This is a genomic window from Pauljensenia sp. 20925_1_27, from assembly GCF_041432835.1.
GTDB lineage: Bacteria > Actinomycetota > Actinomycetes > Actinomycetales > Actinomycetaceae > Pauljensenia.
Genome location: NZ_JAPWAH010000025.1, coordinates 1 through 24725 on the forward strand (window position 1 = coordinate 1; position 24725 = coordinate 24725).

At 63.6% G+C, this 24725-nt stretch carries 20 protein-coding genes and 1 other RNA gene; 11 read left to right on the forward strand and 10 right to left on the reverse strand.

Annotation, left to right across the window (positions count from 1 at the left end):
* From O3684_RS09475 to lipB, 5 genes are all read right to left on the reverse strand, one after another.
* A partial coding sequence (locus tag O3684_RS09475) for an NB-ARC domain-containing protein (RefSeq protein WP_500066594.1) occupies positions 1–1989 on the reverse strand: 1989 nt, incomplete at its 3' end.
* Positions 1990–2180: 191 nt separating this feature from the next.
* Positions 2181–3548, reverse strand: a complete 1368-nt coding sequence (locus O3684_RS09480) for an NAD(P)/FAD-dependent oxidoreductase (RefSeq protein ID WP_500066595.1) — start codon at positions 3546–3548, stop codon at positions 2181–2183.
* A gap of 79 nt (positions 3549–3627) precedes the next feature.
* Entirely contained in the window at positions 3628–5121 is a 1494-nt protein-coding gene (locus tag O3684_RS09485) for a class I adenylate-forming enzyme family protein (RefSeq protein WP_500066596.1), read from the reverse strand.
* Positions 5118–6185, reverse strand: a complete 1068-nt coding sequence (gene lipA, locus O3684_RS09490) for a lipoyl synthase (protein WP_500066598.1) — start codon at positions 6183–6185, stop codon at positions 5118–5120. Before lipA ends, O3684_RS09485 begins: the two co-directional genes overlap by 4 nt.
* Positions 6182–6859, reverse strand: coding sequence for a lipoyl(octanoyl) transferase LipB (lipB, locus tag O3684_RS09495; protein ID WP_500066600.1), 678 nt, complete (start codon positions 6857–6859; stop codon positions 6182–6184). Before lipB ends, lipA begins: the two co-directional genes overlap by 4 nt.
* Before the next feature lie 60 nt (positions 6860–6919).
* On the opposite strand from lipB, the gene O3684_RS09500 reads away from it, so the two are divergent.
* Together O3684_RS09500 and O3684_RS09505 are read left to right on the forward strand one after the other, a co-directional pair.
* Positions 6920–7834 (forward strand): Nif3-like dinuclear metal center hexameric protein, encoded by a 915-nt coding sequence (locus tag O3684_RS09500; protein ID WP_500066602.1) that lies wholly within the window; start codon positions 6920–6922, stop codon positions 7832–7834.
* Positions 7831–8574, forward strand: coding sequence for a zinc ribbon domain-containing protein (locus tag O3684_RS09505; RefSeq protein WP_500062052.1), 744 nt, complete (start codon positions 7831–7833; stop codon positions 8572–8574). Before O3684_RS09500 ends, O3684_RS09505 begins: the two co-directional genes overlap by 4 nt.
* Positions 8575–8577: 3 nt before the next feature.
* On the opposite strand, the gene O3684_RS09510 is transcribed toward O3684_RS09505, so the two are convergent.
* Positions 8578–9915, reverse strand: coding sequence for an alpha-L-fucosidase (locus O3684_RS09510; protein ID WP_500066604.1), 1338 nt, complete (start codon positions 9913–9915; stop codon positions 8578–8580).
* A gap of 79 nt (positions 9916–9994) precedes the next feature.
* Positions 9995–10807: a YaaA family protein gene (locus tag O3684_RS09515; RefSeq protein ID WP_500066606.1), complete on the reverse strand. Its 813-nt coding sequence runs from the start codon at positions 10805–10807 to the stop codon at positions 9995–9997.
* A gap of 52 nt (positions 10808–10859) precedes the next feature.
* Between O3684_RS09515 and rnpB the strand changes: the two genes are divergently transcribed.
* An RNA gene (gene rnpB / locus O3684_RS09520) (RNase P RNA component class A) lies at positions 10860–11223 on the forward strand.
* A 51-nt stretch (positions 11224–11274) separates the two neighbouring features.
* Here the strand turns inward: rnpB and ppgK are convergent.
* The 3 genes from ppgK to panB all read right to left on the reverse strand — a co-directional run bounded on the left by ppgK (position 11275) and on the right by panB (position 13940).
* Complete coding sequence (gene ppgK, locus O3684_RS09525) at positions 11275–12027, reverse strand: polyphosphate--glucose phosphotransferase (RefSeq protein ID WP_500066608.1); 753 nt, start codon at positions 12025–12027, stop codon at positions 11275–11277.
* 139 nt (positions 12028–12166) lie between these two features.
* Positions 12167–13051, reverse strand: a complete 885-nt coding sequence (gene map / locus O3684_RS09530) for a type I methionyl aminopeptidase (RefSeq protein WP_500066610.1) — start codon at positions 13049–13051, stop codon at positions 12167–12169.
* Between the two features lie 28 nt (positions 13052–13079).
* The gene (panB, locus tag O3684_RS09535; protein WP_500066612.1) at positions 13080–13940 is read right to left on the reverse strand and encodes a 3-methyl-2-oxobutanoate hydroxymethyltransferase; all 861 of its coding nucleotides are present in this window, start codon (positions 13938–13940) and stop codon (positions 13080–13082) included.
* 170 nt (positions 13941–14110) lie between these two features.
* On the opposite strand from panB, the gene pheS reads away from it, so the two are divergent.
* The 8 genes from pheS (at position 14111) to tyrS (ending at position 24571) form a co-directional block, all read left to right on the forward strand.
* The gene (pheS, locus tag O3684_RS09540; RefSeq protein WP_500066614.1) at positions 14111–15196 is read left to right on the forward strand and encodes a phenylalanine--tRNA ligase subunit alpha; all 1086 of its coding nucleotides are present in this window, start codon (positions 14111–14113) and stop codon (positions 15194–15196) included.
* Position 15197: 1 nt separating this feature from the next.
* Entirely contained in the window at positions 15198–17846 is a 2649-nt protein-coding gene (gene pheT, locus O3684_RS09545) for a phenylalanine--tRNA ligase subunit beta (RefSeq protein WP_500066616.1), read from the forward strand.
* A gap of 102 nt (positions 17847–17948) precedes the next feature.
* On the forward strand, positions 17949–18437 hold the full coding sequence (locus O3684_RS09550; RefSeq protein ID WP_500062044.1) for a flavodoxin domain-containing protein: 489 nt from the start codon (positions 17949–17951) through the stop codon (positions 18435–18437).
* 73 nt (positions 18438–18510) lie between these two features.
* Positions 18511–19032, forward strand: a complete 522-nt coding sequence (argR, locus tag O3684_RS09555) for an arginine repressor (RefSeq protein ID WP_500066618.1) — start codon at positions 18511–18513, stop codon at positions 19030–19032.
* A gap of 61 nt (positions 19033–19093) precedes the next feature.
* Positions 19094–20314 carry an argininosuccinate synthase gene (locus tag O3684_RS09560; protein WP_500062041.1) on the forward strand — a complete coding sequence of 407 codons (1221 nt, stop codon included), beginning with the start codon at positions 19094–19096 and terminating at the stop codon, positions 20312–20314.
* Positions 20315–20413: 99 nt separating this feature from the next.
* Positions 20414–21769 carry an O-antigen ligase family protein gene (locus tag O3684_RS09565; RefSeq protein WP_500066620.1) on the forward strand — a complete coding sequence of 452 codons (1356 nt, stop codon included), beginning with the start codon at positions 20414–20416 and terminating at the stop codon, positions 21767–21769.
* Positions 21770–21810: 41 nt separating this feature from the next.
* Entirely contained in the window at positions 21811–23238 is a 1428-nt protein-coding gene (argH, locus tag O3684_RS09570; protein ID WP_500066622.1) for an argininosuccinate lyase, read from the forward strand.
* 70 nt (positions 23239–23308) lie between these two features.
* Complete coding sequence (tyrS, locus tag O3684_RS09575) at positions 23309–24571, forward strand: tyrosine--tRNA ligase (protein WP_500066624.1); 1263 nt, start codon at positions 23309–23311, stop codon at positions 24569–24571.
* The last annotated feature ends 154 nt before the right edge of the window (positions 24572–24725 follow it).

Below are 24725 nucleotides of genomic sequence, written 5' to 3' on the forward strand. Positions count from 1 at the left end.
TGCGAGATTATTCTGAAGGGTCAGAACATCCGAGTGGGCCGATCCCATTAGGCTCTGGATAATCTCCACTCCATGTTGGAGCGTGAGTGCCTCATCCGTCAGCCCAAGTTCGTTAGCATCAACGAAAGCACGCATCAGACAGGACCGGATCTGTTCAGTGTCGAAAAGCGGGTGCGATTCCTTCTGTGTGCCGAGGGCACGAAGCTGTTCAATAAGATCTCGTGTTTCGTTGCGGAGCGAAGCTATTGCATCCCTTGGGAACCCCTCAATATCGACGGATTCCAGCAGGGTGGCAGCTGATTCGCATGCTTGTTCACGTTCTTCTTCGCTCCAGGATTCGCGCAGCACCTGTGCCTGGAGTCGGTGCAGCATTGTCGTTGAGCCGTCTACGGACTGCTGAATGATGGATCTGTCTATCAGCTCAGTCAAAGCGTCATGTGCATCGTCATCTGCGGCACGGTCACGGTCTCGAGGGTCCTGGTAGTGATGCTCCTCGGTCAAGGGGTCGAGCCATCGTGTAGGTACACCAGATTCGGCGAGCAGAGCGAGCGCACCCAAATGGCGTCGTGCTGCCCGACTCATGCTGGCCTCTAGTTCTTTGAGTGTGTCGTCGATGGCAACACGCAGTGCTGTGGCGACATCTCTTGCGTAGTAGTCTGCGGGGTCCGCAGGCATGACGCACTTGCTGCGGTAGGCGTCCAATCGCTCCAGGTATTGGGCCAGGTCTAGTTTACGTTTCTGAGCAAATGCCGCGGCCTGGGCAATAGCGAGAGGTAAGTCGCCGAGGCGGTGCGCCAACGTGTCTGCGGCGCCGCGATCAGTGGATTCGGTGGCTGTGAGGATGTATTTGATCGATTCGTCTCGATCAAATACTCCGACCTTGATGGTGTCCCAACCCTGATGCCCCCAACCTGTGTTGTTCGTCGTTGTCGCGACGACGCGTAAGCCATCGGCGTTCGGCACGAGTCGTCGAAGATCAGCGATATTCTCGACGTTGTCGAAGACGATGAGCCTGTCGGACGGATCCGCTGATTTCAAACGGTTGAAGAGCCGACGAATAATGGTCTCGGGAGTGGGCTGGTCACTCGTATCAATCTTCAGTTCTTTCTTCAGTTCTTTGGCGAGTTCGACCAGATCGCTCTTGATGGATTCGGGTGATCCCGCATTCACCCACGCGACGAGGCTCCAGTGTGCGTCCTCGCACTGTTGAGCCAAAGTCGAAGCCAACTGAGTCTTGCCGCAGCCGCGCATGCCCACCAGAACCGTGCGTTGTTTTGTTGGATCGATGATGAGCTCATTCAGGTGTTTCTGCTCGTCACGCTCGACATAACGATCGCCTGTCGCCACGTCCGGTCGACTACCGAAAAAGACGCGGCTCGGCTTACTATCGCTGGAGACGAGCTCGGCGACCTTGTGGGGGACATCAGCTATTGTCTCGTGCATGCGGGCCAACGCTTCGCGACTCTCTCTGTCACTCTTCAACAACTGCTTGAGGGCGAGCTGTTGGTAGTTGGATGATTGCTCCGCATAAGTAATGTAAAGCTCAGTGACCGCTTTAATCAGTTCGTCGAAGTAAGGAACCAGTCGCTCATCGACCTGAATTCGGCTGTTTTGTGCTTGGTGTTTAAAAAATGCGCGAACAGCGTCAGGGTCATGTACAGCTTGTTCGAGGAATCGCTTATGATCGTCGATGGCGCGTAAGATATCTTCAACTTCCGCGCACGGATTCGCCAGTCGATCAGGATCAATTCCTTCGCGTGAGCAGCGCTCGTTCATGTCCTGCATTCGCGAAGTCAGATCTTTGCTGATCCTGCGTTCAATGTCCTTTTGTGTCCCTCCTCGGCCAAGAAGTGACTGCGCAAGAAATGCTATGGGGTCACGTGCCTCACTTGCGATGGCAGCAGCCTCGCTCTGTTGGGCTGCGTTGAGTAGCATTGATGTGAGTGCGACACCGACGTTAATTAGAGGAATTACTACAGGATCAACCATGAATAAAATTGTACCGTACAAGGTTTGACAGCCCTAGTGAAGTAGAGCTGAAAGAGCTAGCCTTGCTCCTAGCAAGTGTGGGGTCGGAAGCTCTTGCTTCCGGCCCCACACCGTGCCTGTCTGCCTGTTTGTCAGCGCGCCCTTGCTGTGCCCGAACGCGCGCCAGAATCAACCGTCAGAGCGTGAGGTGCTCAGGCCTCGTGGATGCGCTCCTCGACGACGTCTTCGCCGACGACGAGCTTGCCGGATGCGCCCGCGCCGAGCTGCTCCAGGGCGAGGCGGCCCACCATCTGCTGGTTGGTGGTCGTGCGCTGCGAACGCGCACCCGACAGGAAGCTGAAGAACCAGTTCACCAGCGTGCCCACCTGCGACTTGAAGCCGACGATGTAGAGCAGGTGCAGGAAACACCAGGCCACCCACGCGGTGAAGCCCGTCATCTTCGTGTTACCCATCTTCACGACCGCCTTGAAGCGCGCGATCGTCGCCATCGAACCCTTGTCGAAGTAGGAGAACTCCGTGGCCTTCGGCTTGCGGCCCGCCAGGCGCGCCGCCACCGTGTCGGCGGCGAAGCGCGCCGACTGGATCGCGCCCTGCGCGACGCCGGGCACGCCAGGGAACGCCATCATGTCGCCGAGCACGAAGATCTCGGGGTGACCCGGCAGAGTCAGGTCCTTGTTGACGGTGACGCGGCCCGCGCGGTCCACCTCGGCGCCCGTGGCCTCGCCCAGGGCCCGGCCCAGCGGGCTCGCGGCGACGCCCGCAGCCCACACCTTGCACACGGACTCGATCCGCTCCTCCTCGCCGGACTTGTACTTCAGTGTCACGCCCTCGGCGTCCACGTCCGTCACGAATGCGTTCATCTTCATCTCGACACCCAGCTTGGCCAGCGCCTCCTCGGTCTTATGCCCGAGCTTCTCGCCGAATGGGGGGAGCGGGTGCTCGGCGCCGTCCACCAGGATGACGCGAGCCTTCGTCGGATCGATGTTGCGGAACTCGCCCTTAAGCGTGTGGGAGGCGAGCTCGCGGATCTGTCCCGCCATCTCCACGCCCGTCGGGCCCGCGCCCACGACGACGAAGGTGAGGAGCTTGCCCACCAGAGCAGGATCGGGCTCGATCTCCGCCAGCTCAAACGCGCCGAAAATACGCGCGCGCAGCTCGAGCGCGTCATCGATCGTCTTCATGCCCGGCGCGAACACCGCGAAGTGGTCGTTGCCGAAGTAGGACTGGCCTGCACCCGCCGCCACGATCAGCGTGTCGTACTCGGTGCACTCATACTTGTTGTGGTTACGCCACTTGACGACGCGCGCCTCGACGTCGATCTCCTCGACGAGAGCCTGCAGGACGGTCACGTTCTTCTGCTTGCGCAGGATCTCGCGCGTCGTGGGGGCGATGTCGCCCTCGGAGAGGATGCCGGTGGCCACCTGGTAGAGCAGGGGCTGGAACAGGTGGTGCGACGTGCGGGCCAGGATGGTGATGTCGGCGTCGGCCTTCTTCAGTCGACGAGCTGCCGTCAAGCCTGCGAAGCCGGAGCCGATGATGACGATGCGATGGCGGGGCATAAGACTCTCCTTCAATTAAGCAAGGCTAATCTTACCTAAATGTGGTGCGCATAAATTGTGAAGTCTCGCGCACTTGTCTCTAGCGTTCCGACGCCGAGAACAGCTCCGCCGCCCCGAGCGGATCAGGCTTGCCCGTCGCCGTCGTCGGCAGCTCGTCCACGACCAGGACACGGCGCACCTTCTCCCACGGTGCGAGTGAATCGCGCAGAGCCTCGGACAGCGCGTCGGCACTCAGCGACGAGGCCTGGGCGCGGCCCACGTCAGAGGCGACGATCAGCGCGGCGACGATCTGCCCCCAGCGCTCATCCGGCAGTCCCACGACAAGCGCATCCGACACCTCGTCCAGCGAGCGTAGAGCCCGCTCGACGCTCGGGGGAGCGACGAGCTCTCCGGCCGTGTTGATCATGCGGTGGGCGCGTCCCACCATGTGCAGCCAGCCGTTCGCGTCCCTCGTCGCCAAATCGCCGGTGCTCAGCCACTCCTCGCCGCTGACGACGCCGGGTCCGCGCACCCAGATCTCGCCCATCTCGCCGACGCCCGCCTCGCGCTCGGGAGAGGCCATGACAACCAGGTCCACGTAGGGGAAGGGAACACCCAGCGATCCGGCTGGTGCCGAGGAATCGGGCGTAGCGACCGTGCCAGCCCCCGACGTCTCCGTCATGCCCCACACGTGGATGGGAGACAGGCCCACGCGACGCATCGCCTCCGCCAGATCCGCCGTCATCGCGTCGCCGCCGATGAGGGGACGAACCCACGACGACAGGTCCCCGCCGCCGCGCTCATGCTCGTCGAGGATGGCGCGGACGATCGCCGGCACGGCGAACATCATGGTGATCCCGTAGCGCTCAATGGCGTCAATGACGCCGCGCGCGTCGAAGGATCCTGGGAAGCCGAGCGTGACCAGCGTGCCGCCGTGCGTCCACACGTCCATCGACGTGCCGTTGAAGCCGCCGATGTGGCTGGCGGGCGCGCACACGCCGACCACCGATGATGTCGGCGCATAGTCGAAACCCTCGCGGAAGTTCGTCGATCCCCACCACATGACCTCGTGGGTGAGTTCCACAGGGCGTGGGGTGCCCGTGGACCCCGAGGTAAACAAGATGGCGGCGAGCTCGGTCCCGCAGCGCGCGGGAGCGTGCCCGATAGGTGCAGCGCGATCCACCCACGCCGACAGATCCGCAAACGACGCGACCTGCGCGCCCGCGTCGGACAGGGCGGAAGCGTGTGCGCGGGAGACCTCGTCAAGGAACGCCCACGAGACGCCAACCTGTTCGCACATCGAAGCAAGCGCGGAGGAGGGCATCCGCGGCGACAACGGGACCGTCACCGCGCGCAGCCACGATGCGGCCACGTGGACGATGTAGTGCCACGGCGAGTTCGCGCCGATGACCGCGATGCGTGTCCCCTCACCGATGCCGTTATCTGCAAAGACAGTGGCGAGGCGAGCGACCGCGTCGGCGGCCTCGCGCACGGTCCACTCCTCGCCCGTCACGGCGTCGACCAAGGAGCGGCGGTCGGGGTGTCGGTGCGCTGAGGCCAGGAGTGCCCGCGCGGGAGAATAATCCGGGGTCACGAGGCCGAGGCGGCCTTCGCGGCTGCCATCGCGGCGTGACGCTCCGAGCGCTCCTTGAGGCGCGCCAGGACCGAGCCTGCCTCCTGCAGGGTCGAACCGGAGTTGGCGATGTGACGCAGCTGCTCGGGGATCTCAAAACCGCGGGCACGCATGCCCTTGGCCCACAGCAGACCCGCACGGTATGAGGAACGCACGAGGGGTCCGGCCATGACACCAGCGAAGCCCATCTCCTCAGCCTCGGCTGCCATCTCGACGAACTCCTCCGGGTGGACCCAGCGGTCGATCGGGTGGTGCAGGGGAGAGGGACGCAGGTACTGCGTGAGCGTCAGCAGGTCACAACCCGACTCGTGCAGATCGCGCATGGCGGCGCTGACCTCCTCACGCGTCTCGCCCATGCCCAGGATCAGGTTTGACTTCGTGACCATGCCGCCGTCGTGGGCACGCCTGATCATCGCGAGCGAACGATCATAGTTAAAGGCGGGGCGAATCTTCTTGAAGATGCGCGGCACCGTCTCCAGGTTGTGCGCGAAGACCTGCGGGCCGGCCTCAATCACCATGTCGATCGACTCGGCCTGGCCGCGGAAGTCGTCCACGAGAAGCTCCACGCCGGTGCCCGGGTTGAGCTCATGGATGAGGCGGCAGGTCTCGGCATAGAGCCACGCGGCGCCGTCGGGCAGATCGTCGCGAGTGACGCCCGTGATGGTCACGTAGCGAAGGTCGAGGTCACGCACCGACTCTGCGATACGGCGCGGCTCATCCTTGTCGTACTCGGTGGGGCGGCCCGTCGCGATGTCGCAGAAGTCGCAGCGGCGCGTGCACAGGGCACCGCCGAGGAGGAATGTCGCCTCGCGGTCCTGCCAGCACTCGTAGATGTTGGGGCAGCCTGCCTCGGCACAGACCGTGTGCAGACCCTTGGCATGTGAGAGCGAGCGCATGTCCTGATAGTTCTCGCCGGCCTTGGCGGTCGTACGAATCCACTCCGGCTTCTTCTCGATCGGCGTTTGAGAGTTACGCACCTCGATGCGCAGGAGCTTGCGTCCTTCGGGATCGGGCAGGGTACTCATAGCGTTGACCTCGTCGTGTAGGAAACAGAAGTGGGAGTGGTCGCCAGGCACGGAGAGATGTGCTCCACCATGCGCGGGAGAAGTTCGGCGGCAGCGTCGGCCACCGTCGTGTGGATGCCCTCCCACGACAGGGAGGTCACGTCAGCGTCGGTGAGGCCGCAGGGGATGATGCCTTCGAAAGCATGTGCAGGGTCGATGTCGACGTTGAGGGCGATACCGTGCAGAGTGGCACCGCGCGCGACCTTCAAGCCGATCGCGCAGATCTTGCGGTCGCGGCGTCCCTCCTCGGTGAGCCACACGCCCGCGCGCCCCTCGACGCGGTGCACCGGCAGGTCCCAAACCTCGCGCACGGTATCGATGACCGAGGCCTCGACCGCCCGGATCCACTGGACGAGATCGACGGGCTCGCGCAGCAGAACAACGGGGTAGACGACGACCTGTCCGGGACCGTGCCACGTGGCCGAACCCGCGCGGTCCGTGCGGATGACGGGGATCGTCGTCGAGGGAATATCCTGCGGCTTCGTGTGGCGACCAGCCGTCCACGTCGGGGTGAATTGAGAAACGATGAGCGTGTCCTCGCCGCCGGCGAGGACTTCCTCGTGCAGGGAGCGCTGAAGCGCATCAACCTGCGTGTAATCGACCAGCCCCTGGTCGAGTAGACTCAAAATCTGCACGTTGTGATCATAGTCGCGGGCAGGGTCCCTTGCTAGATGGGGGTCCGGTATGCTTGGCGCATGCAGTCTTCGTCTCATTTCAGCACCCCCGATATCCCGGTCGCTGCACCCGCCACCTCCTGGACAGTCCGCGACGTCATGGCCCTCATGGAATCCTGGTATCCCGCGGCGACGGCCCAGTCGTGGGATCGCGTCGGGCTCATCGTCGGAGACCCGGACTCGCCCGTGCGCTCCATCCTCCTGGCCCTCGATCCCACCGCTGCCATCGCCAACCAGGCCGTGGCTGGTCCCAGCGGCGATGGGAACCCCTACGACATGGTGATCACCCACCACCCGTTGCTCCTGCGCGGCGCGTCCTTCCTGCCCGTGACCGACCCGAAGGGCGGTGTCGTGACGACGCTGATCCGCTCCGGGATTGCTCTCTTTAATGCGCATACCAACGCTGACGTCGCCTGTGACGGTGTCGCGACGGCGCTCGCCGATCTCATCGGTCTGCGCGATACAGTCCCGTTGGAGCCGTGTGGCACTGACACCGAGGGACATGAGATCGGCCTGGGACGCGTCGGCAGCGTTGCGGAGACGACGCTTGGATCTTTCGCCGACCATGTCGCATCCGTGCTGCCCGCCGGTCCCTCCGGCCTGTTCGTCGGGGGAGACGAGGCGGCTCCGGTGCGTCGCGTGGCCGTGCTGGGCGGGGCAGGCGATAGCGCGCTTGAGAGCGCCCGGGCTGCTGGAGTAGACGTCTACCTCACGGCGGATCTTCGTCACCACCCCGCCTCCGAGCACTTGGAGGGTGGTGCTCCCGCGTTGCTGTGCGGATCGCACTGGGCGACCGAGTCCCCGTGGCTCCCCGTCCTTGCTCGAAAGCTTCGCGAGGCCGCCAGCGGCGCCGATGTGGAACTTCGCGTGGAAGTCTCTACGATTGTCACCGAGCCATGGACCAGTCACCGAGTCACTCAGGGAGAACTAGCGTGAAAGCAAAGCACACCGACCAGCTCGAGCTTCTCGAGCTCCAGAAGCTTGATCAAAAGGAGTCGGCGCTGCGCCACAAGCGCGATTCTCATCCCGCGCACGCGACGGTTCGCGAGTTCGCCGGTCGCGTCGCCGACCTGCAGCGTGCAGCTATCAGCCAGAACGCGGTCATCGCGGACACGACTCGCGAGGTGACGCGCATTGAAGACGAGATCGCGAAGGTCTCCGAGCGCCGCAAGCGTCAGCAGGCACGCATTGATAACAATCAGGTGCCCTTGCGTGACATCTCGCTGATGGAACACGAGATTGCTCAAATGGATCGTCGCCTTGCCAAGCTCGAAGACGATCAGGTGGAGGCCGAGGAACGCGTTGAAGCCGCTCGTGCCGCGCAGGAGAAGATGAAGGCCGAGGCGCAGGCTATTGCCGCCGACATTGAGGCCCTGAAGGCCCAGTTTGAGGCCGATGTTGCCGATGCCGACGATGAACTGCGCCGCGTGATTGCCGCCCGACGCGAGCTCGCCGGTCGCCTGCCCGCAGATCTCGTCGAGGAATACGAGGACGCGCGCCGCCGCAACGGTGCCCTTGCAGTTATCGAGGTTCGCGACGGTTACGGCATCGGAGTGGCCGCCGACCTGAGTCCGATGGAACTCGAGCGCATCCGCCTGACGCCCGACGATGAGCTCTACCTGACCGAAGACACCTCGCAGATTGTCGTACGGACCGCCGCGAATACGCCGCGTTGAGGCTTAGGCCTCGATCCCGTAGGCATCCGCCAGGTAGAATCCCTGCCTGCTCTTCGTGACCGTCACCCGGACGTGGGTGGCGGTCACAGGCGTCTCCAGGGTGATGATGCGTCGGTAACCCACGCAGCGCACGCGAGCGATTTCGCGCTCAACGTCGCCGTCGACGCATGCAGTCACCACGGCCTCGTCGATGCGCTGTCCCTGGGCGATGTCCTCCTCGAGAACGACCGCGCCAACCGCGCGCGGCGCGTCAAAGCGCAGGGCCACGACGTCACCCTCGTCCTCGCGGGATGCCTCGATCCGGCGCGAGCGGAAGTCGGCGATCTTCTCACCGAGGCGAGCAAGGACCTCGGCGTCGGCGTCGGCTAGCAGGCCGTGGCGGTTCGGGGGAACGTTCAGGAGGAACGTTGCATTGCCGCCGACCGAGCCCTGCCAGATCGAGAACAGTTCGTCGACGCTGCGCACCTGGGAGTCTTCGGCGTCGTGGTGGAACCAGCCCTTGCGTGTCGAGGTGTTGACCTCGGCGGGGTACCAGGCGAGGGGGCCAGAGTAGTGCGCCAAAGCCTCGCGCGACCCCAGGTCCTCGTCGCCGGAGGCCACCAGACGGGAGAACTCTCCATCGTCGGCCTTCTGTGATTTCTCAGCGGTGCGCTCGGCCTCGCGCAGGGATGCGGGCACAACGGACCATTCGTTGGTTCGCACCGACCCCGCCTCGTTGCCGCACCAGCGCACGTCTGGGCCGCACACGGAGATGACGGCTTCTGGTGCCAGCGCGCGAACCGTGTCGTAGATGCGTTGCCAGTCGTAGACCTGGACCTTGCCGTTGGGGCCTTCGCCGCACGCGCCGTCGAGCCAGACGGAAAACACCGGGCCGTAGTGGGTGAGCAGCTCGATGAGCTGGTTGATGTAGAAGTCGTTGTACGCCTCGCCCTGGCCGTATGTTGGCTCGGTCATGTCCCAGGGGGAGAGGTAGATGCCGAACTTGAGGCCGTGGCGCGCCGCAGCATCGGACACTTCGCGCACGAGGTCCCCGTGCCCGCCCTTCCATGGTGAGGATGCGACCGAGTGCTTCGTGTAGGCCGAGGGCCACAGGCAGAAGCCGTCGTGGTGCTTGCACGTCAGAATTACGCCGGTCATTCCGGCGCTCACGAGGGCGCGCATCCACTGATCGACGTCGACGCTGCTCGGATTGAAGAGCGCGGGATCCTCGTGGCCCTCGCCCCACTCGCGGTCCGTCATCGTGTTCATGCCGAAGTGGATGAAGGCGTACATCTCCATCTTCTGCCACTGGAGCTGACGGTGGGTGGGCCGAATATTGGCCAGGTAGTCCTCGTTGATCATGCCTATGGTTTCCGCTTGATGGCCGACGCGTCGGCCCGGCCTGCACCCTGCAGGTTCCGGAAAAAGGATAGCCTACCGCTCAGTGCGTGACCAATGTAACTGTGCGTGTCGATCCGCCCTTCTTGGTCGACTTTTCGGGGCCGTACTCAACCTCCGTCACGCGGTGTTCGCTCCCCTTCGCGTCACCCAGTGACAGTGAGTATGCGGCGTCTTCAAGGGCTTTCTCGGCCTCGTTCGTTTCCTCGGCGCCGTAGCCACCCATCCCAAGGAGGAGGCCTGTGACCGCGCCGCGCCACCGCTTTGCATCGTGCGAGATCACCAAGCGCTTGCCGTTTGCTTCGCGCTCGACGCGCAGTTCCCAGACGCGCGCCCACGGAGCCTTGCATGCTGCGCGATAGGGGCCGCTCCGTCCGTCGATAATGATGCGCTGGGTGGCCTCGGCGGCCAGAGCCTCGTCAAGACGTGGCGCCCACCAGGTTGAGAGAACTCCCAGCTCGGGCAGCGACACGCCCATTGCGAGGCGGTGGTCGGGGATGACATCAGTGGGGGAGAGGACCCCGAAGAGACCCGAGAAAATCGAGATGTGGGACGCGCCGTCGCTTGCCCACGCGCCCGGCGCGCACTCCTCGATCGCCTCGTAGAGCACGCCGGTAAAGAGCGACGAGGCCGGGGCACAGGGAGCGGACATGAGCGCGGTGTTGACGGACAGGTCGATACGTGGTCCGACCTTGAGGACGGCTGCAGCGTTGGGACCGTCCCCGAGCGAGGCGAGCATGTCGCACACGGTGCGGCGGCTTGTCGCAAGGTCGGGGTGAGACAAGGCGTTCATATCGAGAGACGGGCCCTGCGCGGGCGCGTTCTTTCCCTCCGACGGGGGCAACCAGATCAGCATGGAGACCACCCTATCGCGGGGCTGGGACCATGCGCGCTATGATCGATGCGGATCTGCCGGCTGGGCGGCCGCGCGCGGAAACGCTCGAGGAACGTCCGGGCTCCACAGGGCAGGGTGATGGCTAACAGCCACCCGGGGTAACCCGCGGGACAGTGCCACAGAAAACAAACCACCGGCGCACACGCGTCGGTAAGGGTGAAAAGGTGAGGTAAGAGCTCACCAGCGGCGCGGGCGACCGCGTCGGCTAGGTAAACCCCACCCGGAGCAAGACCGAGCAGCAGGCAGGGCGGCCCGTCCGATGCCTGCGGGTAGGTTGCTGGAGGCCGTCGGTAACGACGGTCCTAGATAGATGGTCGCCACCGCACGACCGGTAACGGCGTGCGTGACAGAACCCGGCGTATAGGCCGACAGATGCCAGAAGGACCCCGACTCGCGTCGGGGTCCTTCTGCGTGTACGCGGTATGTGCTCAGGCACCGTGCTTCGCCGCGTAGTAGGCGGCACCGACGATGCCAGCGGTGTTCAGGAGCATCGCGGGAATCATCGGGGTCTTCAGATCCAGGAGAGGCATGAACTTCTCGTGGTTTTCGGACACGCCGCCGCCGACCACGAACAGGTCGGGGTTGAGCAGGAACTCCACGTGGCCGTAGTAGCGCTGGAGACGCTGCGCCCACTGCTCCCAGTTGAGGCCCTGGAGGGTCTTTTGACCGGAGGAAGCCATCTTTTCAGCGTCATGGCCATCGATCTCCAGGTGCCCAAGCTCGGTGTTGGTCAGGAGCGTGCCATTGACGATGATTGCCGAGCCGATGCCGGTGCCCTGGGTGGTGAAGACGATGACTCCGTCGCGGCCCTTGGCAGCGCCGTAGGCGACCTCGGCGATACCGGCGGCATCCGCGTCATTGAGTGCGACGACTGCGCGGCCGAGATAGCGCTCCATGAGCTCGTCGACGTCAACGTTCACCCAGGACTGGTCGAGGTTCGCCATGTAGGGGATCACGCCGTTAAATACGGGGGCGGGGAAGGTGACGCCGATCGGAACGCCAACCTTCACGTCAAGCTGGTTGATGACCTCGCGGCACACTGCTGCAACAGCGTCGGGTGTCGCGGGGTTGGGTGTGGGGATTCGAACCTGATCGCCGATGTACTCTCCGGTTTCCAGATCAACGAGCGCGCCCTTGACGCCCGATCCGCCGATATCGATGCCGCATGCGACCTGAGCCATGACCCCTCCTCGGGTAATGAAATCCTGTTGTCCGCGGGCCCCTGAAGCCCGTCGTACGTGAATTGTAAGGGATACCACGAGCAATAGCGAAGCCCGCTTCAGACTGTGAGAGTCAGAAGCGGGCTTCGGCTCACGCGTATCAGGGAAGGGTAAGGATTTCGGCCCCATCCTCGGTGACAACAATTGTGTGCTCGAACTGGGCCGTGCGGGACCGGTCAGCGGTGACGATCGTCCAGTCGTCATCCCACTGCTCCCACTCGACGGTGCCCAGGGTCAGCATCGGTTCGATGGTGAAGACCATGCCCGGCTCCATCACGGTGTTGTATGCAGGAGCAGCATCGTAGTGGGGGACGATGAGGCCAGAGTGGAAGGCTTCGCCGACGCCGTGCCCCGTGTAGTCGCGGACCACGCCGTAGTCGAAGCGCTTCGCGTAGGCTTCGATGACGCGGCCAATCACGTTGATTTCGCGGCCCGGGCCGACGGCCTTGATGCCACGCATCATCGCGTTCTTCGTGCGTTCGATCAGCAGGTGGGACTCCTCGTCGACGCTGCCGACTTCGAACATCGCGCACGTGTCGCCGTGGACGCCGTCTTTGTAGGCGGTGATGTCGATGTTGATGATGTCGCCGTCCTCGAGTGGACGGTCGTCGGGGATACCGTGGCAGATGACCTCGTTGATCGAGGTACAGATGGACTTGGGGAAGCCCATGTATCCCAGGCACGACGGGTAGGCGTCGTGCGCGATCAAGAATTCGTGGCCGATGCGGTCGAGTTCCTCCGTGGTGACGCCCGGTGCGATGGCGGCGCCGACGGCTTCGATCGCGCCCGCGGCGATGCGACCGGCTTCGCGGATCTTTGCGATGGTCTCGGGGTTTTTGATATCCGAGGCCGTGACGCGCTCGGGTCCGTCGTGGAACATGTACTCGGGCCGCTCGATGTGCTCGGGTACGGCACGCATGGGCGAGACGTGGCCCGGCTTCAGCGTGCCGAGGGGCGCACGACGAGCGAGTGCAGATGCTTCCATGGGGTGTTCCTCCTGCGAAGGGGTGACGTCAGTCGTTCTTGTAGTTGTCGGGGCCGGGGAAGGAGCGCTCGCGCACGGCTTCCACGTAGTCGGATGCGGCCTCGCGCAGGGCTGCTCCGAGCTGACCGAACTTGCGCACGAACGAGGGCGTCCAGTCGGAGTAGCCAGCCATGTCCGACCACACGAGCACCTGGCCGTCCGTGTTTGGGCCCGCGCCGATGCCGATGGTGGGGATGGCGAGGCTGGCGGTCAACTCGGTCGCGATTCCTGCGGGCACCATTTCGAAGACGACCGCAAAGGCCCCTGCCTTCTCGATGGCCTCGGCATCGCGGCGAAGCGCATCGGCGCCAGCTCCACGCCCCTGCATGCGCGGTCCGCCGAGCGTGTTTTCGGACTGGGGTGTGTAACCGAGGTGTGCGCAGACGGGGATGCCGGCCGTGACGAGGGCCTCGATGATGTGTGCGCGGCTTTCACCGCCCTCGAGCTTGACGGCATGTGCCCCAGCCTTCATGAGGCGTGTGGCGGAAGCGAAGGCATGCTCGGGAGAGTCCTCGTAGGTACCAAAGGGCAGGTCTGCGACGATCATGGCGCGCGAGGTCGAACGGGCGACCGCTGCGGTGGCGCGCTCCATGTCCTCCAGGGTGACGGGCAGCGTTGAGCGATGGCCGAGAATCACGTTGCCCAGCGAATCGCCGACGAGGAGCATATCAACACCCGCTGCCTCGAGGATCGGCGCGGTGAGAGCATCGTAGGCGGTGAGCATCGTGAGGGGGATGCCCTCGGCTTTTGCGCGCGCGATGTGCTGGATCCGCACGCGTGTGGCGGAAAACAGGGCGGGCGTGGGCGACGAGGCCGTGGCGCCTTCCTCCGGTTGCGTTATGTGAGACACGGGATTCCTTTAGTGAGCTCATAGATGGCGCGAGAGCGCATTCACGTCTTACAGGGTAGCGCGCCCGTGGATCCGGTGAGCTGTGAGGATAGGCGAACGGGTAGGATGGTGGGCGGTGCGCGTGATGCGCGCAGTAATGACCCCAGATGGAAAGAAGAAGGAAGCAGGACATGGCTGGCAATGCCCCTGACCTTGATCCTCTTGATGAGGCAGCCGTCAACGCCGTTCGCGAGGCCGGCCTCGGCGATATCGCAGCTGCGGATTCGCTGGACGCCCTCAAGGCCGTTCGAGCCGCGATCCTCGGAGATCAGGCCCCGCTCGTGACCGCGAATCGTACGATCGGTTCGTTGGAGCCCTCGCAGCGCGGTCTCGCCGGCAAGAACCTCGGACAGGCGCGCAAAGCCCTGACCGAGGCTCTCGAGGAGCGCAAGGCTGTCCTCGCCGCCGAGCACGAGGCCCGCATGCTGGTCGAGGAGTCGGTCGATGTGACGCTACCGACCGCGCGTCGCACGGCGGGCGCGCGTCATCCCCTGGAGACCCTCATGGAAGAGGTCGCGGACTTCTTCGTGGCGATGGGCTGGGATATCGCCGAAGGTCCCGAGATCGAGCATGAGTGGTTCAACTTCGACTCGCTCAACTTCGACATCGATCACCCGGCGCGCCAGATGCAGGACACGCTCTACATCGACGGCCGTAGCGTCGGCACCGAGACCGAGGACGGCGCTCACCTCGTGATGCGCACACACACTTCGCCGGTCCAGTCCCACGCGATGCTGTCTCGCGGCGTTCCGCTGTACGTGGCGTGCCCCGGCAAGGTTTTCCGCTCCGACGCGCTCGACGCGACCCACACGCCGGTGTTCCACCAGGTCGAGGGCCTCGCCGTTGATAAGGGGCTGACGATGGCTCACCTGAAGGGCGTTCTCGACCACTTCGCGAAGGCTATGTTTGGTCCCGAGGCCAAGACTCGTCTGCGTCCCTCGTACTTCCCGTTCACCGAACCCAGTGCGGAAATGGACCTGTGGTTCCCCCAGAAGAAGGGCGGCCCCGGTTGGATCGAGTGGGGTGGTTGCGGCATGGTCAACCCGAACGTGCTGCGCGCGAACGGTATTGATCCTGAGGTCTATTCGGGCTTCGCGTTCGGCATGGGAATCGAGCGCACGCTGATGCTGCGCCACGGCATCGCCGACATGCATGACATCGTTGAGGGAGACGTTCGCTTCTCCCAGCAGTTCGGAGTGAATGGAAGGGGTAACTGACATGCCTATGGTCCCGCTGAGCTGGCTGGCCGATCACGTCGACGTTGTTGAAGGAACGGACGCCGCCGCCCTCGCTGCCGCCCTTGTGAAGGTTGGCCTGGAAGAGGAAGAAATTCATCCCGCACGCGTGACCGGACCGCTCGTCGTCGGTCGCGTCCTGACCCGCGTGGAGGAGACCGCCTCCAACGGTAAGGTCGTCAACTACTGCCGCGTGGATGTCGGTCAGTACAATGACGCCCCCGGTACTGGCAAGGAGCCGTCGGAGCTGCCCAGCCGCGGCATTATCTGCGGCGCTCACAACTTCGATGTCGACGACCTCGTCGTCGTGTCTCTTCCCGGCGCGATTCTGCCCGGTGATTTCAAGATTGCCGCGCGTAAGACCTACGGCCACGTGTCGGACGGCATGATTTGCTCCGCACGCGAGCTCGGTCTGGGCGAGGATCACGCTGGCATCATCGTGCTGCCGAAGTATTTCCCGGACCGCGAGATTCCCGAGGTCGGCACGGATATCGTGTCGTGGCTGGGGCTGGGTGAAGAGGTCCTGGAGATTAACGTGACCCCGGACCGTGGTTACTGCTTCTCGATGCGCGGCATTGCCCGCGAGTACTCGCACTCGACGGGTGCCTCGTTCCGCGATCCGGGTCTGCCCGGCGTGGTCGCAGCCGAGCCGCCGGCTGCGAACTCCGATGGCTTCCCGGTGGTTTTCTCTGATGACGCCCCGATCCGCGGACGCGTCGGCGTGGATCGCTTCGTTGCGCGCATCGTTCGTGGCACCAACCCCAACGCTCCGACGCCCCGCTGGATGGTCGAACGCCTTGAAGCCGCGGGCATGCGCTCGCTGTCCTTGGCAGTCGACATCACGAACTACGTCATGCTGGACCTTGGCCAGCCGATGCATGCCTACGACCTGGGTGACCTCGCTGCCCCGATCGTCGTGCGCCGTGCTCGCGCCGGCGAAACGCTGGTGACCCTGGATGGGGAGAAGCGTGAGCTCGACCCGCAGGATCTGTTGATCACTGACTCGCCCGAGGGCGAGGGCTCGCGCATCATCGGTATCGCAGGTGTCATGGGTGGTGCCTACTCCGAGGTCAGTGAGAACACGACCGACGTCCTGTTCGAAGCCGCGCACTTTGACGCCGTGTCTATCGCGCGTAGCTCCCGTCGTCACAAGCTGCACTCTGAGGCTGCAAAGCGGTTCGAGCGCGGCACCGATCCGGCGCTGCCCGCTGTTGCTGCGCAGCGCGCCGTTGAGCTGCTGGTCCAGTACGGCGGTGGCACAGTCGATGAGGGCGTGACGGATATCGATCAGCGCGGCGAGGCCGTCGTTATCGCGCTGCCCGTCGGTGAGGTCGAGCGCCTGACCGGTGTGGCGCACAGCCCGGAGCGTATCGCCGAGCTGCTGCGCACGGTGGGCTGCGTCGTTGAGGGACCGGAAGGCGGCGTGTTCACCGTGACCGCCCCTTCGTGGCGTCCCGACCTGACCCTGCCTGCCGACCTCGTCGAGGAAGTCGCACGCCTTGACGGCTACGACAACATCCCCGTGATCATGCCGACGGCACCCGCTGGCCACGGTCTGACGACCGCGCAGAACGCGCGTCGACTGGCTGCTTCAACGCTGGCTGACGGGGGACTGGTCGAGGTTGAGTCCTACCCGTTCGTGTCCGATACGTGGGATCGTCAGGGCATTCCCGAGGATGATCCCCGCCGCGAGGCTCTGCGCCTGCGTAACCCCATGGCGGATGATTCGCCGTGGCTGCGTACCACGGTCCTCGACACACTCCTCGATGTCGCCGGTCGCAACGTGTCGCGCTCCAATGCGGACGTCGCGATCTTCGAAGTCGCCAAGGTCGCTCGTCCCGCCGGTACCGTTCCGGCTGACCTGCCCAGTGCCGATGAGCGCCCCTCCGACGAGGTGCTCGCGGCGCTCGAGGCGGGTATTCCGGCTCAGCCGTGGCACATCGGTGGCGTCTTGACGGGTTCGGCGGTTCCGGCTGGCGTCCTGGCGAACGCCCGTGCCTTTGATTGGGCGGACGCCCTGGAGTACGTGCGTCGTGTGGCCTCCGCTCTCGGCGTGCGCGTCGAGGTCACCCGCGCCTGGATGGATCAGTTGCCCGCGCACAAGGGTGCTCCGATGCCCGCTCCGGCAACGGATCCGGCTGCGGTTGCGCCCTTCCACCCCGGACGCGTCGCGCGCGTGTTCGTGCGTGCCGGTCGCGACCTCGTGGATGTTGCCCTTGCAGGTGAGCTGTCGCCTGCCGCGTGCCGAGCTTTCGGACTTCCCGCACGTTCGTGCGCCTTTGAGATCGATATGGATGCTCTCATCTCCCAGATGAGCGACCAGCCCATCCAGGTCAAGGGCGTGTCGACGTTCCCGCTCGCCAAGGAAGACATCGCTCTCGTCGTGCCCTCGGATATTCCCGCTTCACGCGTCGAGCAGATCGTGCGCCAGGGTGCCGGTCAGCTTGCGGAGTCCGTGACCCTCTTCGATATCTACGAGGGCGACCAGGTGCCCGAGGGTTATCGTTCCCTCGCGTTTGCGCTGCGTCTGCGCGCGGCTGATCACACGCTGACCGCGAAGGAATCGTCGCAGGTTCGTGAGCAGGTCGTCGCGAAGGCAGCCAAGGTATTGGGCGCATCCCTGCGCGCCTAACCAATTCCTAGCGCTCGGCCGGTCGAATCGGCGGTGTGGCACCCCACTCATTTGGGGCGTTGTGCCCACCGATTCGACCGGTCTTCGCTTTACCATTGGTACATGCACATCCTTGTTACTGCAGCATCAAAGCACGGGGCGACGGACGAAGTCGCCGACGCCATTGCGAAGCGTTTGGAGGCGGCGGGCTTCACCGTTGACCGTCTTGCGCCCGCAGATGTGACCACGGTCGATCCTTATGATGCTGTGGTCGTTGGATCTGCTGTGTACATTCTTCAGTGGATGCCCGAGGCGCACGAATTTATGGAGCGTTTTCAGGATCAGCTGCGTGACAAGCAGGTCTGGGCTTTCTCTGTCGGCATGAACGGCGTCCCCAAGCATTCTGAGCAGGACGGTAACCGTGTTGGGCCTCTACTCACGCACGTCAATTGTCGTGAGCTGCGCACGTTCCCGGGGCGCTACAAGCCGTCGCTGCTGTCGCTGCGTGAACGTTCGATCGCGCGCCTGGCTGGCGTTGTTGAAGGCGACTTCCGTGATTGGGATGCTATCAATGCGTGGGCTGATGACATTGCAGCCCAGCTGCGCGACTGACAGTTTTAGCAGTGAGCGGGTGAGGGAATTCCCTCACCCGCTTGCTTATTTATATGCATGATGGCGTATAATCATGCATATGAGTGCAACACCTGCGTTTCCGAGCACGAAGAGTGCGCGGCACGAGATGATTCGAGACCTTCTGGCGGCTGAGTCCATCGGTAGCCAGGAGGGTCTGCGCGCCCGCCTGGCTGAGCGTGGGATTGATGTCACCCAGACGACTCTGTCCCGTGACCTCATGGACCTGCGCGCGACGAAGATTCGCGATGCGTCAGGAACTCTGATCTATACGGTGCCCGATCATGATGGCGGTCTCACGCACGACGCTGAAGCGGCCAATGTGCGCCTTGCGCGCTGGTGCCAGCTTCTCCTGGTCACCTCCGTGAAGGTGGGGAACCAGCTGGTCCTGCGTACGCAGGTCGGGGCGGCGAACCTCCTCGCCTCCTCAATCGACGCTGTCAGGCGCGACGAGATTGCTGGAACGATCGCCGGTGATGACACAATCCTCGTCATTTGCCGCAGCGAACAAGGCGCGGCCGAGGTGGAACGTGCCTTGTTGGCCCTCGCAGAACCCGGTGCACTCCCCGAAAACTAGCCCCGGCCTCGTCCTAGCGAGTGTGCGGGCACCACGAACCCAACCATTGGAAGGAACCTACATGTCGAGCAAAGATCGCGTCGTCCTGGCGTATTCAGGCGGTCTGGACACCTCTGTCGCTATCGGATGGATCGGTGAACAGACGGGCCGCGAGGTCGTCGCTGTTGCTGTTGACGTCGGCCAGGGTGGCGAGGACCTTGAGGTTATTCGTCAGCGTGCGCTCGATTGTGGAGCCGTTGAAGCGTACGTTGCAGATGCGCGCGACGAATTCGCGACCGAATACTGCATGCCTGCGCTGAAGGCAAACGCTCTCTACGAAGGCAAGTACCCCCTCGTATCGGCGCTGTCGCGTCCCGTCATTACAAAGCACCTTGTGAAGGCTGCGCGTGAGTTCGGTGCCACGACGGTTGCACACGGCTGCACGGGTAAGGGCAATGACCAGGTCCGCTTCGAGGTCTCGATTACCTCGATGGCGCCCGACATGGACTGCATTTCCCCGGTGCGTGACCTCGCCCTGACGCGTGACGTCGCGATTGAGTACGCCGAGAAGCACAATCTGCCGATTGAGACGACGAAGCACAACCCGTTCTCGATTGATCAGAACGTGTGGGGTCGTGCCATCGAAACGGGCTTCCTGGAAGACCTGTGGAATGCTCCGACGAAGGACGTCTACAACTACACTGATGATCCGACCTACCCGCCGCTGCCCGACGAGGTCGTCATCACGTTCGACAAGGGCATTCCCGTCGCCATCGACGGCCGACCGGTGACGCCGCTCGAGGCCATCCAGGAGATGAACCGCCGCGCTGGCGCTCAGGGTATCGGCCGTATCGACATGGTCGAGGATCGTCTGGTCGGTATCAAGTCCCGTGAGATTTACGAGGCTCCCGGCGCCGTTGCGCTCATCGAGGCACACCAGGCGCTCGAGTCGGTCACGCTGGAGCGGATGCAACGCCGCTACAAGCGTCAGCTTGAGCAGACGTGGGGCGAGCTGGTCTACGAGGCGCAGTGGTACTCGCCGTTGAAGAAGTCGATGGACGCCTTCATCGAGCACACCCAGCAGTATGTCTCCGGTGATATCCGCATGGTGCTCCACGGTGGTCGCGCGACCGTGAACGGACGCCGTTCTGAGTCCTCTCTGTACGATTTCAACCTGGCGACCTACGAGACCGGCGATACCTTCGATCAGTCCTCGTCGCGTGGCTTCATCGATATCTACGGCCTGCAGTCGAAGCTCGCTGCGGCTCGCGACGTGCGCTTCGGCGTGAACATGGGCTTCTGAGCGTTTGGTTGAGGGCGTTCTCACAGAGAATGTCTCAGTTGGGTTTCAAGAGGCGGGAGCGGCGAGAATGCTGCTCCCGCCTCGCTTAGTGTTTCGTGTATGACGTATGAGGCGAGCACTGTGAGCGATGCCGTGGGGAGCGACGGAGATGATGCCCTGCGCACGCGCATGATGCGCTACACGGTTGCTGCAATGTTTTTCGCCGGCTTTGCCGGTAAGGGAATTCGTGGCATCTTCGGCGATATTGGTTCGCTCATGCCGATGCTGATTCTGCTTGTATCCTTCGTTGTGCTCTTCCGTATCTCGGGCCGCTCACTGTTGCTCCGTCGCTTCCCGACGACGACATGTCTGTTCGTTGCGTGGTGTGCGCTCTCGTGCGCATGGTCGGTGGCGCCGTTGCTCAGTGCCGAATACACCGTTTTGTCGGTGTCCCTGACGCTTGTGTCGATAGCCGTGGCCGTTGCACTGCCGCTCACGGAGCTCGTTGGTGCGTTGATTCTGGCATTCCAATGGATCATCGGCTCTTCTTTCGTTCTCGAGGCGTTGGTTGCCTTCTTCGGGCACGGTCCTCTGGCTCCCCCGATCATGTGGGGGAGGGGTCTCCTCCCCGCCTCGTACTACTGGATCGATGGCCTGCTCCTGAAGGGAGGCCCCATTCAGGGCTTTCCTGGCAACAGGAACCCCCTGGCGTTTGTCGCGCTACTGCTGGCGGTGTGCCTGATTCTTCGCTACATGCAGACGAAGCGGTCTCGCCTTGCGACATTCTTGTGGCTTGCCGCATGCGGCGTCGTCCTGTTGCTGACGCAATCTGCGACGGTTGCTCTCTCGACGGTTGGATGCCTGCTCGTGATTGCGGGGCTCGTCGTTCAACGTCGGGTTCCGGAGCGTCTACGTCTGCGTGTTGTCGGCGGTTTCGCGGGTCTTGGTGTCCTCACTGCGATTGCGGCGTTCTTCTGCCGCCACATGATCGCTGATGCGTTCGGTCGCAGTCCCGACATGAGCGGACGCTCAGTCATTTGGCATTCCGTTGCGCCGCTCATCGCGCAGCGGCCGATCGGTGGCTGGGGATGGTTCATTGGCTGGCCGACGCAGATGGAGCCTTTCGCGTCGCTCGTTATCCGTCCCGACGGGACGCCCACCAACCAGGCGCATAATGTCTACGTCGAGGCAGCTCTGACAACGGGCTTCGTCGGAGCCACCCTGATCACCGTGGCGATTGTTTGGACGCTCTACCGGGTGGTTAAAGTGGCAGTTGCGCACATCGACGATAACCTGTGGGACGTCATCCCTGCGGTGATCATCATCGCGATGTTCATTCAGTCATTCACTGAGTCGAGGTTGCTCTTCGAGGGTAACTGGATGCTCTTCGTGATGATCGCGACGTGGGTGAAGGTGCGCGGGGAGGTTCCCGTGGTGTGGCCTTCGGCGGCTCGCCAGCATCTCGAATATTCTTAAGCGATAGAGACAACATCGTCGCTCGACCCAGGAGGAACCTCATGTCGCAGTCCGAAACGCACGTCTCCCTGTGGGGTGGCCGTTTTTCCGGAGGGCCCTCACAGGCCCTTGCTGCGCTGAGCGTGTCCACGCACTTCGACTTCCGCCTGGCGCACGTGGATATCGCTGGCTCGCATGCGCATGCTGACGAGCTGCATCGTGTTGGTCTGCTGACTGACCAGGAATGCGCGGATATGCATGACGCTCTCGCGCGCCTGGATGCGGATGTCTCGTCGGGTGCGTTCGTGCCCTCCGTCGACGACGAGGACGTGCATACCGCGCTGGAGCGTGGCTTGATTGAACGTGCGGGTGCCACGCTGGGTGGCAAACTGCGAGCTGGCCGCTCCCGTAACGACCAGATCGCGACGCTGATTCGTGTGTACCTGCGCGAGGAGGCCCGTCACCTGGCGGGTCGTATCCTGGATATCGCGCAGGCGCTGCTCGGTCAGGCGGTGCGCGCCGGGGATGCGGTGATGCCGGGTCGTACGCACATGCAGCATGCGCAGCCCGTTCTCGTTGCGCATCATCTGATGGCGCACGTGTGGCCGCTGCTGCGCGACGTGGCACGCCTGCGTGACTGGGACAAGCGTGCGGCGATCTCGCCGTATGGCTCCGGTGCTCTGGCCGGCAACACGCTCGGTATGGATCCCCGCCGGATTGCTGGCGCACTGGGCTTTTCCGATTCCGTTGAAAACTCGATCGACGGTACTGCTTCGCGCGACGTTGTCGCCGAGTTCTCCTTCGTGTGCGCCCAGATGGGCATCGATATTTCGCGCCTGTGCGAGGAGATCGTCATCTGGAATACGAAGGAGTTTGGCTACGTGACGCTGGACGACTCGTACTCCACGGGTTCGTCGATCATGCCTCAGAAGAAGAATCCTGACGTTGCGGAGCTTGCCCGCGGCAAGGCCGGCCGCCTGATCGGTGATCTGACCGGTTTGCTCGCGGTCCTCAAGGGCATTCCGCTCGCGTACGATCGCGATCTCCAAGAGGACAAGGAGCCGGTGTTCGATCAGATCGACACCCTCGACGTTCTCTGTCCCGCTGTCGCTGGCATGATCGACACGATGACCATTCATCTTCAGCGTCTCGAGGAGCTCGCGCCGCAGGGCTTTTCGCTCGCCACTGACATTGCGGAGTGGCTCGTCAAGCAGGGGGTTCCGTTCCGCGACGCGCACGAGATCTCCGGTGCGTGCGTGCGCCTGGCCGAGGCCAGGGGAGTGGAGCTCGCCGATCTGACCGACGAGGAGCTCGCCCAGGCCTCGTCGTTCCTGACCCCCGAGGTGCGCTCCGTGCTCACCGTCGAAGGCTCCGTGGGCGCGCGCCTGGGCCGTGGCGGTACAGCCCCCGAGCGGGTGCGTGAGCAGATCGCCGAGGCCGAGGCTGGCCTGCGCGAAGCACGCACGTGGGCGGCGTCGGCGCTTCGTTAACGCCCGTACCCACAAGTCGATACACTAAGACGGTATTCATCCGTCGACTCCGCAAGGAAGGACAACTTTCGTGACAGATATCCTGGACGAACTGCAGTGGCGTGGGCTGCTCGCTCAGCACACCGACCTCGAGGCTCTTCGCGAGCACCTCAATGCCGGACCTGTCACCTTCTATTGCGGCTATGACCCGACCGCGCCCTCCCTGCATCACGGTCACCTCGTCCAGCTCATCGTCATGCGCCACCTGCAGCTCGCCGGGCACCGCCCCCTCGCGCTCGTGGGCGGTGCCACCGGCCAGATCGGCGACCCGCGCCAGAGCGGCGAACGCCAGCTTCAATCGACCGAGGTTGTCAAGGGATGGGCGGACCGCCTGCGTTCGCAGATCTCTCGGTTCCTTGACTTCGAAGGACCAGCCACCGCGACGATGGTGAACAACCTGGACTGGACCCAGGAGATGAGCGCCATCGATCTGCTGCGCACCATCGGCAAATACTTCCGTGTGGGCACGATGCTCAACAAGGATATTGTCGCGCGTCGCATCGCATCGGATGAGGGTATCTCCTACACGGAGTTCTCCTACCAGGTGCTCCAAGCAAACGACTTCCTCGAGCTCTACCGTCGCCACGGGTGCACGCTTGAGACCGGCGGAAACGACCAGTGGGGCAACATGGTAGGCGGCGTCGACCTCATCCGTAAGGTCGAGGGCGTTGACACCCACGTCATGACGACCCCGATCATCACGAAGGCGGACGGCACGAAGTTCGGTAAGTCCGAGGGTGGCGCTATCTGGCTCGACCCGGAGATGATGACCCCCTACGCCTTCTACCAGTTCTGGCTCCAGGTCGCGGACGACGATGTCGTGCGCTTCCTGAAGATCTTCACGTTCAAGTCGCGTGAGGAAATTGAGGCGCTGGCTGTTGAGGTGGCCGAGCGTCCGCATCAGCGCGCTGCGCAGAAGGCCCTGGCCGCCTCCGTGACCGAGCTTGTGCACGGCAGTGAGCAGCTTCAGCGCGTTCTGGCGGCGACCGATGCCCTTTGGGGCGGCGGTGACATCCGCGATCTCGACGAGGCCACGTTGGCAGCTGCGACCGCTGATCTTCCGCGTGCGTCGGTCACCATCGGTGAATCGACCGTGGCCGATGCGCTCGTTGCCCTCGGCTTCGAGAAGGGGAAGACGGCTGCGCGTCGCACGATCTCCTCCGGCGGAGCCTCCATCAATAACGTCAAGGTGGAGGACCCCGAAGCTGTCCTGCGTGACGAGGACGTGCTTGCGGGTGGACTGGCTCTCATTCGTAAGGGTCGCAAGAACCTCGCCGTGCTCGAACTGAGCTAACGCTTCCAAATCAGAGGGCGTCCGATGCACATCGGACGCCCTCTTTTCGTTGTGTTTGTTGGGTTTGTGGGGTGTGTGGTGGGGGTCACGGTGTTTTGGTTTGACTTTGGGTGTGGGGGTGAGTAGATTATTCACCTGTCGCCGCGAGCTTGTG